This window comes from Clostridium sp. 'deep sea', assembly GCF_014931565.1.
In the GTDB taxonomy this organism is placed as follows: Bacteria; Bacillota; UBA994; order PWPR01; family PWPR01.
The window spans coordinates 2,315,853-2,330,512 of the sequence record NZ_CP063353.1 but is presented as its reverse complement, the minus strand read 5'-3'; the positions used below and the strand labels follow the sequence as shown (position 1 = coordinate 2,330,512).

General features: G+C 33.6%; 12 protein-coding genes. 11 read left to right on the top strand and 1 reads right to left on the bottom strand.

The window, feature by feature from the left end:
- Positions 1-74: 74 nt before the first annotated feature.
- Positions 75-878: a D-Ala-D-Ala carboxypeptidase family metallohydrolase gene (locus IMX26_RS10905; protein WP_195158418.1), complete on the top strand. Its 804-nt coding sequence runs from the start codon at positions 75-77 to the stop codon at positions 876-878.
- A 106-nt stretch (positions 879-984) separates the two neighbouring features.
- Here IMX26_RS10905 and IMX26_RS10900 read toward each other — a convergent pair whose 3' ends face one another.
- Positions 985-3,027 (bottom strand): prolyl oligopeptidase family serine peptidase, encoded by a 2,043-nt coding sequence (locus IMX26_RS10900; protein ID WP_195158417.1) that lies wholly within the window; start codon positions 3,025-3,027, stop codon positions 985-987.
- A gap of 232 nt (positions 3,028-3,259) precedes the next feature.
- Here IMX26_RS10900 and IMX26_RS10895 point away from each other — a divergent pair, with 232 nt between their 5' ends.
- The 10 genes from IMX26_RS10895 (at position 3,260) to metK (ending at position 14,534) form a co-directional block, all read left to right on the top strand.
- Positions 3,260-4,432: an NADP-dependent malic enzyme gene (locus tag IMX26_RS10895; RefSeq protein ID WP_195158416.1), complete on the top strand. Its 1,173-nt coding sequence runs from the start codon at positions 3,260-3,262 to the stop codon at positions 4,430-4,432.
- A gap of 182 nt (positions 4,433-4,614) precedes the next feature.
- Entirely contained in the window at positions 4,615-5,001 is a 387-nt protein-coding gene (locus IMX26_RS10890) for a response regulator (protein WP_195158415.1), read from the top strand.
- Positions 5,002-5,121: 120 nt separating this feature from the next.
- Positions 5,122-5,976, top strand: coding sequence for a class II fructose-1,6-bisphosphate aldolase (locus IMX26_RS10885; RefSeq protein WP_195158414.1), 855 nt, complete (start codon positions 5,122-5,124; stop codon positions 5,974-5,976).
- Positions 5,977-6,013: 37 nt separating this feature from the next.
- Positions 6,014-6,658 (top strand): fructose-6-phosphate aldolase, encoded by a 645-nt coding sequence (gene fsa, locus IMX26_RS10880; protein ID WP_195158413.1) that lies wholly within the window; start codon positions 6,014-6,016, stop codon positions 6,656-6,658.
- Between the two features lie 17 nt (positions 6,659-6,675).
- Positions 6,676-7,644 carry a class II fructose-bisphosphatase gene (glpX, locus tag IMX26_RS10875; protein ID WP_195158412.1) on the top strand — a complete coding sequence of 323 codons (969 nt, stop codon included), beginning with the start codon at positions 6,676-6,678 and terminating at the stop codon, positions 7,642-7,644.
- 234 nt (positions 7,645-7,878) lie between these two features.
- Positions 7,879-9,144, top strand: a complete 1,266-nt coding sequence (gene rho, locus IMX26_RS10870; protein ID WP_195158411.1) for a transcription termination factor Rho — start codon at positions 7,879-7,881, stop codon at positions 9,142-9,144.
- Positions 9,145-9,324: 180 nt separating this feature from the next.
- Positions 9,325-10,641, top strand: coding sequence for an amidohydrolase (locus IMX26_RS10865; RefSeq protein ID WP_195158410.1), 1,317 nt, complete (start codon positions 9,325-9,327; stop codon positions 10,639-10,641).
- Between the two features lie 377 nt (positions 10,642-11,018).
- Positions 11,019-11,924 carry a hypothetical protein gene (locus IMX26_RS10860; RefSeq protein ID WP_195158409.1) on the top strand — a complete coding sequence of 302 codons (906 nt, stop codon included), beginning with the start codon at positions 11,019-11,021 and terminating at the stop codon, positions 11,922-11,924.
- 99 nt (positions 11,925-12,023) lie between these two features.
- Positions 12,024-13,022, top strand: a complete 999-nt coding sequence (locus IMX26_RS10855) for a copper amine oxidase N-terminal domain-containing protein (protein WP_195158408.1) — start codon at positions 12,024-12,026, stop codon at positions 13,020-13,022.
- A 318-nt stretch (positions 13,023-13,340) separates the two neighbouring features.
- Positions 13,341-14,534 (top strand): methionine adenosyltransferase, encoded by a 1,194-nt coding sequence (metK, locus tag IMX26_RS10850; RefSeq protein ID WP_243259101.1) that lies wholly within the window; start codon positions 13,341-13,343, stop codon positions 14,532-14,534.
- The last annotated feature ends 126 nt before the right edge of the window (positions 14,535-14,660 follow it).

Here is a 14,660-nt window from a genome sequence, read left to right as displayed (position 1 = left end):
AATATTATGGTAACAGTGAGAAGCATTTTTTTATGCTAAGATTAAAGCTGTAAAAACAACTGAGGAGTGAGAGAATGCATCGCAGAGTTAAACATCGGATTCTTAGTATTTTATTAATGTTTTTTATAGCTACCACCCTGTTATTTGCTGGAGGCGTTAAGGTGGCCAATGCCCAGAGTAGTAACTATGCCTTAAGTAGCTACGAAAAAAACTTACTGCAGAATTTAGCTTTTAAAGGCTGGAAAGGCTTTAATGTACGTGAAGCTGACCTAATTGCAGAGGTTCAAATTAGGGTTGCGGGTTGGGTAAATAACGCAGATGAATTAATGGATATAGATGGATATATGGGTCCACAAACACGTAGAGCTATTAGAAACTTTAATATAGCATATGGCATAGGTGATACTGACCGTGTAATTTATAGTACTGCCCAAATGCTAAATTGGCTTGAAAATAACGACGGTTCAACAGCCCATTTTAACTTTAGTGAGTTTGCCTGTAAAGGCAATCCCTATACTTGGAGTGTGTGGTATGGAACAAGCCCTAAACAACTCTCTTATGGGTGGTCTAAGCTTAGTCCTAATGCTGTAAAAGAAAATGTACGTCGTTTAATGTGGAGATTAGAGGCTTTAAGAACAAAGTTAGGCAATAGCCCCATTAAAGTTACCTCTGGATTTAGATATTATACCTATAATAAACAGATAGGCGGAGCTAAAAACAGCCAGCATATCTATGGTAAAGCAGCAGATATTTCAGTAAGGAATGTTAGCCCTGCCAAAGTATATAAAGCAGCCAGTGAAAGTTCTTTTGGTGGATTAGGTTTATACAATAGTTTTGTACATGTAGATACTCGCAATTATGTAGCCAGATGGAAATAGTATTTAATTTAATAGTTTAGGTTAAAAATAAGGCTGTGCAAGGTTATATGCACAGCCTCTTAGTTTGCTAACTAAGGTACTATTTATGTTTTTTTAACAGTTTATATTAACTGTTTAGCATTTTATCAATAAAAGCATATACATCACTTTGTTCATTTATTAATAAGTGGGTTGGTTTACCTAAACCATGACCAGCTCCAAACTCTACCCTAAGTAAAATAGGATTATTACCTAAATTAACGGTTTGCATTGTGGCAGCAAATTTTAATGAGTGGGCAGGCACTACACGGTCATCAGTTTTTGCAGTCATAATCATAAGTGGAGGATAAACCGTACCAAATCTAACATTATGCAGTGGTGAATAAGGGTACATAAACCTAAAGTGTTCAGCATTGTTTTCAGCATCTCCGTATTCAGGAATCCAAAAACGTCCAACAGTAAATTTATGGTATCTTAACATATCAATAACTGGTACTTGTGAGATTACAGCTCCATACAAATCAGGTCGCTGTAACATACAAGCCGCCGTTAATAGACCTCCATTACTTCTGCCTTTAATAGCTAACTTTTTAGGGCTAGTATATTTTTCTGCTATAAGATATTCAGCAGCGCTAATAAAGTCATTAAAAACATTTTGCTTTTTCTCTAACATGCCTGCTTCATGCCATTGCTCACCATACTCACTACCACCTCGTAGGTTAGCAACAGCAAAAATACCACCACGCTCCATCCAAACTAAATCAGGAACCTTAAACTCAGGTATTCTAGGTACATTAAAGCCACCATAGGAGTATAAAAATGTAGGATTATTACTGTCTTTTATTAAACCCTTTTTGTGACTAATGAACATGGGGATTTTTGTGCCATCTTTTGACTCATAAAAAACCTGATAAGTTTCATAACTCTCAAAATTAAAGTTCATTTTAGGTTTCCATTGCACCTTAACTACCGGATTTTCAACATCTACTTTAAATACTGTGTTTGGGTATAAGTAGGAGGAAAAACTAAAATAAAATATATTACTGTCGCTTTTACCACTTAAGGCAGTTATGGCACCTAATGTAGGTAAATCTAAACGTTTAATTAATTGACCAAGCTTATTGTAGATAATTATTTGATAATAAGCATCATGTAAGGTTGCAGTAACAAAATGATCTTTAATCATAATAACATTATCAATAACATCTAAACCTTCAGCAACAATATCTCTCCAGTATTCCTGCTCAGGATTATTATAATCTATAGCAATAACTTTGAATCGGGGGGCATTTATATTAGTTAGAAAATATAGAATATTTTCATCGTTGCCTAAAAATGAAGAAATAGTTTTCTCAACAGCGATTAAAGGTTTTATTTCAGTGTTTTCAGCTAACTTTCGGCAATAAATCATATTACCAGAGGCCGAACCTTTGGCAACGTACATAAATAAATACTGGCCGTCCTCTGAAATTTGAGGTCTAAAGCTTTTATTTTTATCTTTCACATCTTCTATGACCAGGTTATCTGCTTGCTGCTCGGTATTTAACTTATGCAAATAAACCTTATTAAACCGACTGCTATCCTCTGGAGCAACTGTAGCAGGGTTAGGGTAACGTGAATACATAAAGCCAGAGCTATCTGGTAGCCATGGTAAGGGTGTGAATTTACTCCACTCTATAGTATCAGGTAATAACTCTTTTGTATCTAAACTCATTACTTTTATAGTCTGCCAATCACTGCCACTATTAGAAACACAATATGCCATATATTTTCCATTAGGACTAATTGAATATAAACTTAAAGCTTTTGTTCCATCATTACTAAAGCTATTAGGGTCTAAAACTAGTTCAGCATTAGTTGGATGAATATCTAAACCTTTAGATCTATAAAGTAAAGGTTGATTTTTCATGCCATCGTTATAAGAAAAATAATAATAACCTGCCTTTTTATAAGGAGCACTAAATTTTTCGTAGTTCCAAAGCTCAGTAATTCTCTCCTTTATAGCTACTCTATTCGAGTTGTTATCTAAAAATTCACGAGTTTCTTGTAATTGATTGTCTATAAAATTAATAGTTTCTTGATTTTGGGGATCTTCTAACCAACGAAACGGGTCAGCAATATTTGTACCATGATAATTCTCTATAACATTATCCATACGTAACTTTTTCATAATTCTCCTCCTTTGTTATATAGTATAATTATAAATTCATGGTTAATGATTAAAATCCTGCATAAAGAACTAAATGTAAGGCAACATTAAGCTAAATCAATTAAAAAGATTTTGCTTAGTAAAATATTATTAAATCTGAACTATAATTTTTTAATAGTGTAGTTTAAAGCCTTGTAAGAAAAGTAAAATTAAGATACGATGGGTACGGTTAATATAAAGGGGGAAAATTATTGTGGATTTAAAGCAACGCGCACTTAAATTACATGAAGATAATAAAGGTAAAATAGAGATTTCGCTTAAAGCAGCTATTGAAAATAAAGACGATTTAAGCTTAGCATATACTCCAGGAGTTGCTGAGCCCTGCAGAGTTATTGCCAAAGATAACGAGGCGGTTTATAAATACACAAATAGAGGAAATTTAGTTGCTGTTGTAACAGATGGCACAGCTGTTTTAGGATTAGGTGATTTAGGTCCACTTGGCGCTTATCCTGTAATGGAAGGTAAGGCTGCATTATTTAAAGCGTTTGCGAATGTAGATGCTGTTCCCATTTGTTTAGACACAACTGATGTAGATGAAATTGTTAACACTGTAGTTAACATGGCACCAACCTTTGGTGGTATTAATTTAGAAGATATAGCATCTCCAAGGTGTTTTGAAATAGAGAAAAAATTAACTGAAATATTAGATATTCCTATCTTTCATGATGACCAGCATGGTACGGCAGTAGTTGTATTGGCTGCTTTAATTAATGCCTTAAAAGTAGTAAATAAAAAAATTGAAGAAGTTAAAGTAGTTATTAATGGTATAGGTGCTGCTGGAGCTGCTGTTGCTAACCTTATTTTATCTGCGGGTGTTAAACATATGACTCTAGTAGATTATAAAGGTATTGTCTATCCTGGTGATGAAAGCAATAATGCCTCTCAAGAGAATTTAGCTCAAAAGGTTAATAAAGATTGTCAAAAAGGAAGTCTGGCAGATGCTTTAGTTAATGCTGATGTATTTATAGGTGTATCTAGAGGTAACTTAGTAACTGCTAAAATGGTAGAAAAAATGAATAATAAGGCCATAATTTTTGCTATGGCAAACCCAGTTCCAGAAATATACCCCGACGAAGCAATAAAAGGTGGTGCCTTGGTAGTAGGTACTGGTCGTTCTGATTTTGCTAATCAAATTAATAATGTATTAGTTTTTCCGGGTTTATTTAGAGGTGCATTAGACTCGAAAGCCCTTAAAATAACAGAGGGAATGAAGCTTGCTGCTGCTAAGGCAATTGCAGAAATAATAACTGAAAAAGAGTTATCTGCTGAATATATAATTCCTGATGCCTTTGATAAACGGGTAGCAAACAAGGTAGCTAAGGCTGTTTTAGAAGAAGCAATTTCAACAGGAAATGTACGAAACTAAAGAATACTTAAAAATTTGTAATACTTTATAAAAAAAAATAAAATATTATGATGAAAATTGTCATAATATAATAATATTTTATTTATTATTTAGTTTTTAGATAAAGGAGTTTTAAATAATGAATAGAATATATTATATATCAAATAGTGGTAATGCAGTATAAAGACGGGGGTTGGCACATATTGTACTCATATCGTGTGCTGATTATTGATGATAATGCTGGCATAAGGATGTTATTAAGAGAAATATTAGGGGCATATGGGTTTACTATTTCTGAAGCTGCTAATGGAATAGTAGGCTGTAAAGTTGCGGCCGAATTTAAGCCAGATTTAATTTTAATTGATTATAAAATGCCACAACTAAATGGTCCGTCTACGTTAAAACGAATGAGCAACAATGGAATTAAAGTTCCAGCTATTATGATAACAGCTTTTAATGAAGGTTTTTGTTCAGAAGAACTAAAGTGTCCAAACCTATACAAATGTATAACTAAGCCATTCAATATCACAAACTTATTAGAGACAATAAATGAGTGTTTGGGAAATAAAAATACTTTAGCCAGGGCATAATTTTTGTAGGGTACGCAGTTTCTTTAAATAGAAACTGTGTTTTTTTTCTTAATGAATTGGGTTTTAAGGAAAGTTGCGTTATAATCATAGGTGATAAAAGTTATTGGGAGGATTTATGTTATGTCTTTTGTTACATTAAACGAAATATTAAAAGATGCCCAAAAAAATAGATATGCAGTTGGAGCATTTAATACAAACAACATGGAAATTGTGCAGGCTATAATTGAAGCTGCAGTTGAAGAGAAAGCCCCAGTTATTCTACAAGCAAGTCAAGGTGCTTTAAAGTATGCTGGTATAGACTACATAATGGGCTTAGTTCGTGCGGCTGAAAAAACTGCAGATATACCTATTGTTATGCATTTAGATCACGGTACTGATTTTAATCAAGTAATGCTTTGTTTACGCAAAGGTTTTACTTCGGTAATGATTGATGGTTCAAAAAGACAATTTGAAGACAATATAGCTATCACTAAAAAGGTAGTTGAGGTTGCTCATCCAATGGGCGTAACTGTTGAAGCAGAGTTAGGTAAAATTGGCGGAACTGAAGATGATGTTACAGTAAGTGAAAGAGAAGCAACTTTTACTGTACCTAATGAGGCCAAGATTTTTTGTGAAAAAACTAATGTTGATGCCTTAGCTGTGGCTATTGGTACCGCACATGGTGCCTACAAAGGTGAACCAAAATTAGATTTTGAAAGATTAAAGCAAATAAGAGCTTTAGTTGATACCCCATTAGTATTACATGGTGCATCTGGAGTGCCAGAAGAGGCTGTAAAACGCGCCATTGAGCTAGGAGTATGCAAAGTAAATATTGACACAAATATTCGTCAAGCATTTACTAAAGGTGTTCAAGAGTACATTGCAGAACATCCAGAGGTATATGATCCTCGTAAAATTTTAGCTCCTGCAAAAATAGCTATGAAGGAAATTATTAGAGAAAAAATTAGATTGTTTGGAAGTAATAATAGATGTTAATAATAGATAAAGCTAACATTAGAAAGGGGTTGTTTTAATGCGTATATTTATTGATACTGCAAATATAAATGAAATAAAAACGGCTTATCAGTATGGTTATGTTGCAGGTGTTACAACCAATCCATCTTTGTTAGCCAAAGAGGGTGGAGAACCTTTTAAAATTTTACAGCAAATTTGTAAAGTTATTGAGGGCCCAATAAGTGCTGAGGTAATTGCTGAAGATACCGAAGGAATGGTACTTGAAGCAAGAGAATTAGCTAAAATTTCTCCTAATATAGTTATTAAAGTACCAATGACTAGTGAGGGTTTAAAAACTGTTGCCATATTAAACAAAGAAAATATTAAAACAAATGTTACTTTAGTTTTTTCAGCAAATCAAGCACTGTTAGCAGCAAGAGCAGGGGCTTCTTATGTTAGTCCATTTGTTGGCAGGGTTGATGATATTGGTTATAACGGTGTGACAGTAGTAAATGAAATTGCACAGATGTTTTCAATACATGAAATAAAGTGTGAAATCATAGCTGCTAGCATTCGTCACCCTATGCATGTAACAGATGTGGCATTAGCTGGAGCTGATATTGCAACAATTCCTTTTAAGGTATTAGATAAGATGATAAAACATCCCCTTACTGATATTGGAATTAAAAAGTTTTTAGCTGACTGGCAAAAATTAAATAAGTAGAATAGGGGAGAATCTAATTGAATCGACAATTAGCCTTAGAATTAGCACGTGTAACAGAGCTTGCAGCTATATCTGCTGGCCGTTTAATGGGTAAAGGTGATAAAATTGCGGCAGATGATGCCGCAGTTAAAGCAATGAGAGCTATGTTTGATACAGTTGATATAGACGGTACAGTTGTGATTGGCGAAGGTGAAATGGATGAAGCCCCAATGTTATATATTGGTGAACGAGTAGGAAGTGGTAAAGGCGGAGCAGTAGATATTGCTGTAGATCCCTTAGAAGGCACTAATTTAGTAGCTAAAGGACAACCTAACGCCATTGCAGTTTTGGCTGTAGCGCCAAAAGGCTGTTTACTACATGCTCCAGACATGTATATGGATAAAATATGTGTGGGACCAGCTGGTAAAGGTAAAATTAGCTTAGATGCCTCAGTAAAAGAAAATCTAACGGCATTAGCAGAAGGAAAAAACTGCAAAATTAGTGATTTAACAGTTGTTATACTAGATAGACCACGCCATCAAGATATAATAAGAGATGTAAGAGAGGCAGGTGCCCGTTGCAAATTAATTACTGATGGAGATGTTGCTCCAGCAGTTGCAGCTGCGTTAGATAACACAGGTGTAGACATGTTAATTGGTAAGGGAGGAGCTCCTGAGGGAGTTTTAGCAGCAGCCGCTCTAAAGTGTTTGGGTGGAGATATGCAAGCAAGATTAGTTCCTGATGATGATAAACAACTAGAAAGATGTAAATCTATGGGACTTAAAGATCCTCAAATGGTTTTAACATTAGATGATTTGGTAAAAGGTGATGATGTAGTATTTGCAGCAACAGGAATTACAGACGGTGAGTCGTTAACTGGTGTTCGTTATTTTGGTGGAGGAGCTCATACCCATACTTTAGTTATGAGATCTAAAACAGGAACAATTCGGTTTATTAATGCAACTCACTTTTTAGATAAAAAGCCATTAATAAAAGATTTCTTTTAAATAAAAGGAATAATAACTCTAGTTTTTGGCTATTATTTCTATAGACAATGCATATATAATAATATTGTGTAAGGTTTATTAACTTAAATATCTATAAATTATTAATAATATAAGGATGTAAGATTTAGTTTTTGCAATAAAGTAAAGCTATATTTTAAATATAGCTTTACTTCCTGCTAATATTCTATCCAAGATTTCTTGCCAAACTTATTTAAATCCCCAGGAGGTTATATTTTGCATATACGTGAGTTAGAACAAAAAAATATTCAGGAGCTTATTGATATAGCTCGTGATTTAACAATTGAAGGATATTCTCGACTAAGAAAAAAAGAATTGGTTTTTGAGATTTTAAAAGCAACTGTTGAGAAAGATGGGTCTATATTTGCATCGGGGGTTTTAGAAATTTTGCAAGATGGTTTTGGCTTTTTAAGACCAATAAATTACTTGCCTAGTTCTGAAGACATTTATGTTTCTCCTTCTCAAATTAGAAGATTTAGTATGCATACAGGTGACTATGTAGCTGGTAAAGTTCGTCCACCAAAAGAAAATGAAAAATTCTATGCTTTATTATATGTTGAAGCAATAAATGGTGATGATCCCAATAGAGCTGCCAGAAGAATAGACTTTAGAAACCTGACCCCAATTCATCCAGATATTCGTATGAAGCTTGGTAGAGCCGATAATGATATCTCAACTCGCTTAATAGATTTAATAAGTCCTATTGGTAAAGGACAAAGAGGATTAATCGTATCTCCTCCTAAGGCTGGTAAAACATCAATACTAAAAAGTATAGCAAAAAGTATAGAAATAAATAATCCAGAGGCGCACTTAATAATATTGCTGATTGATGAACGTCCAGAAGAAGTTACTGAAATGGAGCGTTCAGTAAGCTCTCGCTGTGAGGTATTAGCTTCTACTTTTGATGAAAGACCCGAAAATCATCTAAAACTTGCCGAAATGATTATAGAGCGTGCTAAAAGACTTGTTGAGCACGGCAGAGATGTAGTTATACTTTTAGATAGTATTACAAGACTCGCACGTGCAAGTAACTTAGTAGTTGCCCCAAGTGGTAGAACCCTTTCTGGTGGTTTAGATCCTGCTTCTTTATACAGACCCAAACGTTTTTTAGGTGCCGCACGTAATATAGAGGATGGCGGTAGTTTAACAATAATTGCAACAGCACTTGTTAATACAGGAAGTAAAATGGATGATGTTATTTACGAGGAATTTAAAGGCACTGGTAATATGGAGTTACATTTAGTACGTAAGTTAGCCGAACGTAGAATTTACCCTGCCGTAGATATATTACGCTCTGGTACTAGAAGAGAAGAATTACTGGTTAACGATAATGAACTAAAAACAATGTGGAAGTTAAGAAGATCGTTAAATCCAGATAACGCAATAGATAATATTCAAGAGATACTAAAAAACCTAAGATTTACTCAAAATAACGATGACTTTATTGAAATAATAAATAAAGTATTTGCAAAAAAGAAATAAACAGAAGAGACTGTTGAGATCAAATCAGCGGTCTTTTTTATTAAACAAAATGGGGTCAGGCTTTAAAATTTAATAACTTTTAATTTATGATTTCAAACAGCCTAATAAAATTTATTTAGAATACAGGAATATTAGATCATTTAGCGAAGTTACTAACACAATATATTGGGAGGGATAGTTATGAATAAAGAAACGTTAAAGCAACAGGTTTGTAAAGTTATAGAGAACCATAAGGATGAAATTATTGCTATCGGAAATGATATTTTCTCTCACCCTGAGCTAGGTTACAAAGAGTTTAGAACTGCTGATATTGTTAAACGTGTTTTTGGAGATTTAGGTATACAATACCGTGATAAGATTGGTGTAACTGGCGTGAGAGCTGATGTAAAAGGCCGAAAAAGCAAATTAAAAGTAGCTGTTATGGGAGAACTTGATGCAGTTGTTTGCCCTGACCATCCTCATGCTGACCCACAAACAGGTGCAGCCCATTCTTGTGGACATAATGCTCAAATTGCAGGAATGTTAGGAGCAGCAATTGGTTTAGTTAAAAGTGGAGTTATGTCTGAATTAGATGGTGATGTTTCTTTTATGGCAGTTCCTGCAGAAGAGTATGTAGAAATAGGATATCGCCAAAAGTTAAGAGAAGAAGGCAAAATTCAATTTTTAGGTGGTAAACAAGAGTGGATTGCCTTAGGCGAGCTTGAAGATGTAGATATGTTAATGATGTATCATAGTGCCTCCACTGAAGATGGTATTAAAGCGTTAGTTGGAGGTACTAGTAATGGCTTTGTTGGTAAATTGGTTACCTATAAAGGGGTAGAGGCCCATGCTGGTGGAGCTCCTCATAAAGGTGTTAATGCTCTTAATGCTGCTATGGTAGGTATGATGGCTATTCATGCTAATAGAGAAACATTTCAGGATAGTGACCATATAAGAGTACATCCCATTATTACTAAGGGTGGGGACTTAGTTAATATAGTTCCTGCAGAAGTAGTTATGGAGACCTATGTGCGTGGCAAGAGCATGGATGCTATTGTAGATGCTAGTGCTAAAGTTAACAGAGCCTTAAAGGCTGGTGCTATGGCAGTAGGAGCAGAGGTTGAAATTACTGAAATACCTGGTTATTTGCCACGCAACAATAATGCTTTAATGGGTGGTTTAATGAAAGAAAACCTAAGTACTGTTTTAGGTGATGAAGCTGTTACAGAATTAAATAGACATGGTGCAGGATCTTCTGATATTGGTGATATAATGCATGTTATACCAGCAATACATCCTTACATTGGTGGTGTGGATGGCATAGCACATTCAAAACACTATGAAATTGTTGATGAAGAATTAGCTTACGTTGCTGGAGCAAAAGCTATGGCAATGACAGTGATAGATTTATTAATAGATAACGCTGAAAAAGCAGAACAAGTAGTAGAAAACTACAAACCAATTTATAATAAAGATAGCTATTTAGAAATGTGGAACAATTTTTTTAATGCCAAGTAGTGTCTTGTAACTACATTCGTCGTCAAAAAACGCTAACATAAAAAAGTTAGCGTTTTTTTATTTTCGTCAGCAACTTACTTTAAACAAAAATTACAGCTCTTATTCTCCTTAAAAATACATTAAAAGCATTGTTAAATCAACAAATTTGTAAAATTAAACCATAAAATTGAAGCGACAACATTCTTTAGTTTTGTTTAGTGCAATATGGTTAAATGATTTTGCACCAGTTATTATATAGTCTAGAATTTCACATAAATATAGAGCTATTGGCAAATAATAGATTGGTGTTTACTAATAAATGAAAAGGGGGTTATCATAAAAAGCACATAAGTGCAAGATGTAAGCAATTATTCTATAAGTTTTTAAGGAGAGTATAAATGAAAAAATTAGCAGTATTAGGCCTAGTATTGATGATGTTTTGCTCTGTAGCATATGCGGGTGCTATTGATGGATCAAGTTCATATGCAGGTGAAAATGGAAGTCACAGTGTTAGTTTCTCTGGGGCTTCAGCCCAAGTCGATTATTCAGGATTAAATGCATCTGTTCACACAGAGATGTTTAAGGGAAATAGTAAAAAAGCTAAAAACATATTTGAAAGCCAAGGAGATATTATTCAAGGATCCTTTAAAGGAAGCTTTATTAATGGAATAAGCAAGGGATTAGAGTTTGTGAATAATAGTATGGTTTGTGATACTGAGTATAACGATGGTAAGCAGGCTTTTATTAGAAATGACCTTATAACTAAAAAGGGTAGCATAATTAACTTTATGAATGTTGATGGTGGTGATGGTGCCATTAGTACAGGTAATGAAATTAAAAGTAATGAACAAAGTTCTTACTATTCGTGTATTTCTAATAAATTAGATAATAGTGGTAAAGAGGTTACCGAAGATTTGGGTCAAGGAACTCTATATGCAGAAGGAAATAATTTTAAAGCTACTGCATGCAATTACTCATTTGGTAAAGTTATTGTTAGCAAAAATAACTCATATAGTAAAGTTACTGTTGAAGGTAGTGGAATGGCAGAGTACTCATATGGTAATGCCTTTTTAAACTCAAGAAAAAATAAACAGACTATGGCTTTTATTAGAACAGATGCGGGTAGCAATAATTTTACAGGATATGCTGAACTCACAGCAGAAGGTAAAGGAAAATCTGTTTGGATAAATGGTGAGTACAAATCAAATAGTGATGGAAGTGAATTAATTTACGGCCAAAAAGAATATGTAGTAGATGGTGTAGATATTGGCTTTAAATCTTACTTAATTGATACAAGAAAGTAATAGGTAAAATTAAGCGATTTGCTAAAGCAAATTGCTACCTCATAAAATTACAATAAATAAAAAGCAAGAGTAGTTTTACTGCTCTTGCTTTAAAAAGAGGTGTTTATAATAAAAAAAATAGCACATAAGCTTTTAATTAGTATATCACTAATTTTAGTTCTTTGCCCTTGTTTTGCCTATGCTGATGAATCAGAGGATGTTAGCAGTGAAAGTATCTTAAACTCTACAATTACCAATATTGCTGACCAAGTTAATACCAATATTAACGTTGACAGCAATGAATCTAATGTAGGAGTTGATACTGGAGATGAGTCTAATATAAACGTAGATACAGGGGTACATTCACAGGTATATATTAATGGTGAGGGACTCAACAACTTACGACCTCAATACCATGTTAGCAAAACAACGTATAATGATAATTGGATTAAAAGTGAAATTGAACGAATTAATTATAATATGGAAGTTCTGGCAAACGGTTTAGATAATATTTATGCTAAACAAATGAATGATGTAAATGAATTATATAAAGCATTAGTATTGTTACGAGAAGAATTATATAAGGAAATGAATCTATTATATTATGGACAAACCAAAGTAAAAACTATAATTGGCAGTAATAGTTTTACTGTAAATGAGGATTTACATAAATTTAATGCCCAAACAACCTTTAGGAAAGGTCCATTTACTACCTTAATGTCCATAAGATTATTAGAAAAGCTTGGTGTAAAATTCTATTTCGAGCGTGTTAATGATGTTGGCGTTGTAACTATGGTTTATGGAGATACAACTGTAGTACTACGAGAAAACTCTAATATCATGGTTGTTGCTAATTCAAAAGAGGTTAAAAAAATAACTCTATCAGTACCTATGTTAATATTTAACTCTCGTACGTTTATACCAACACGTGATGTTAGTGAACATTTGGGATTTGAAGTGTTATGGGATGAAGTAACCGATAGTATTATGATTAGTTTACCCATAAAAAATAAACCAGTTGTACTTATAGATGAAGCTATTTATCTTGAAAAAAATGAAAAGGATACTACTGCTGATGAGTCAAATAATAATGATATTATTGAAGATGGTAGTAATTAATTATAGCTAGTTATAAATAATATAGTTAATATGATTAGTATAAATATAACCCATTAAAATTAATTCTATAATAACTATTTCGATGGCTGACCTCGTGTCAGCCTTTTTTAAATTAAATTACATATCTTAGGCGCATCACTATACTTACTTTATTTAAAATAAATTAGAGAATAAAAGTTAGTAAAAGTTATGAACTAAAAATGAACTAATTAGGAATTATTTACAGTAATTATTGACTTTTATTATTAAGTGAACTAGTATAAGTACTAGGGAAATTGCAAACATATAATAATCTAGTTCATGAAGGAGATGATTGGTTTGCGAAATAGAGGTAGATATTTATTCACCTCAGAATCTGTTACTGCAGGTCATCCTGATAAAGTTGCAGATCAGATTTCAGATGCTATTTTAGATGCTATTTTAGCTCAAGATAAAATGGCTCGGGTAGCGTGTGAAACATTTGTTACAACAGGTTTGGTAGTTGTTGGAGGGGAAATAACTACTAAATGTTATGTAGATATATCAAGTATTGTACGCCAAACCATAAAGGATATTGGTTATACTAGAGCTAAGTTTGGTTTTGATGGTGATACATGTGCAGTAGTTACTGCAATTGATGAACAATCACCAGATATTGCTGTAGGTGTAGATCAAGCACTTGAGGCACGAGAAGATGAAATGAATAAGTATACAACGGGTGCAGGAGATCAGGGTTTAATTTTTGGTTTTGCATGTAATGAAACACAAACCTTTATGCCTCTACCTATTTATTTAGCTCATAACTTAGCACGTAAATTGCACGATGCTCGTGTTCAAAAAACCATTCCATACTTAAGGCCAGATGGTAAAACCCAAGTAACTGTTGAGTATGAGGGATATAAACCAGTTCGTATCGATACAGTAGTTGTATCAACTCAACATATGCCTGATGTAGAAAACGAAACAATTAGAAAAGATATAATTGAAAAAATAATCAAAGAGGTTGTACCACATAACTTGCTTGATGAAAATACAAAGTATTTTATAAATCCTACTGGTCGCTTTGTAATTGGTGGACCAATGGGAGATAGTGGTTTAACTGGTCGTAAAATAATAGTAGATACTTACGGAGGAGCGGCACGTCATGGTGGTGGAGCATTCTCTGGTAAGGATCCCACTAAGGTAGATAGATCTGCCGCCTATGCAGCCCGTTATGTTGCTAAAAATATTGTAGCAGCAGGTTTAGCAGAGCGTTGCGAATTGCAAATAGCTTATGCTATTGGAGTAGCTAACCCAGTATCAATAATGGTAGATACATTTGGTACTGGTAAGGTTAGTGAAAAAAAATTGCAAGAGGCAATTAATAAAATTTTTGATTTGCGCCCTGAGGCTATTATAGATAAACTCAACTTAAGAAGCCCACTTTATAAGAATGTAGCTGCTTATGGTCACTTTGGCAGAGACGATTTAGATTTGCCGTGGGAGAAATTAGATAAAGTTGAAGAGCTTAAAAAATTATTAAAAAATCAATAAAATAGCGGCTTACATTACTATTGGTAATGTAAGCTGTTTTTTATTTAATTATAAATATGTAGTGCGGCAATAGCTTAATTTGATTAAGTTAACTAAAAAACGATCATTTTTAGTGTTTAATATAAA

Excerpts from the sequence above, each read along its gene's own strand:
- IMX26_RS10905 (WP_195158418.1), top strand. The coding sequence starts at position 75 with ATGCATCGCAGAGTTAAACATCGGATTCTTAGTATTTTATTAATGTTT.
- IMX26_RS10900 (WP_195158417.1), bottom strand. The coding sequence starts at position 3,027 with ATGAAAAAGTTACGTATGGATAATGTTATAGAGAATTATCATGGTACA.
- IMX26_RS10885 (WP_195158414.1), top strand. The coding sequence starts at position 5,122 with ATGTCTTTTGTTACATTAAACGAAATATTAAAAGATGCCCAAAAAAAT.
- fsa (WP_195158413.1), top strand. The coding sequence starts at position 6,014 with ATGCGTATATTTATTGATACTGCAAATATAAATGAAATAAAAACGGCT.
- IMX26_RS10865 (WP_195158410.1), top strand. The coding sequence starts at position 9,325 with ATGAATAAAGAAACGTTAAAGCAACAGGTTTGTAAAGTTATAGAGAAC.
- IMX26_RS10860 (WP_195158409.1), top strand. The coding sequence starts at position 11,019 with ATGAAAAAATTAGCAGTATTAGGCCTAGTATTGATGATGTTTTGCTCT.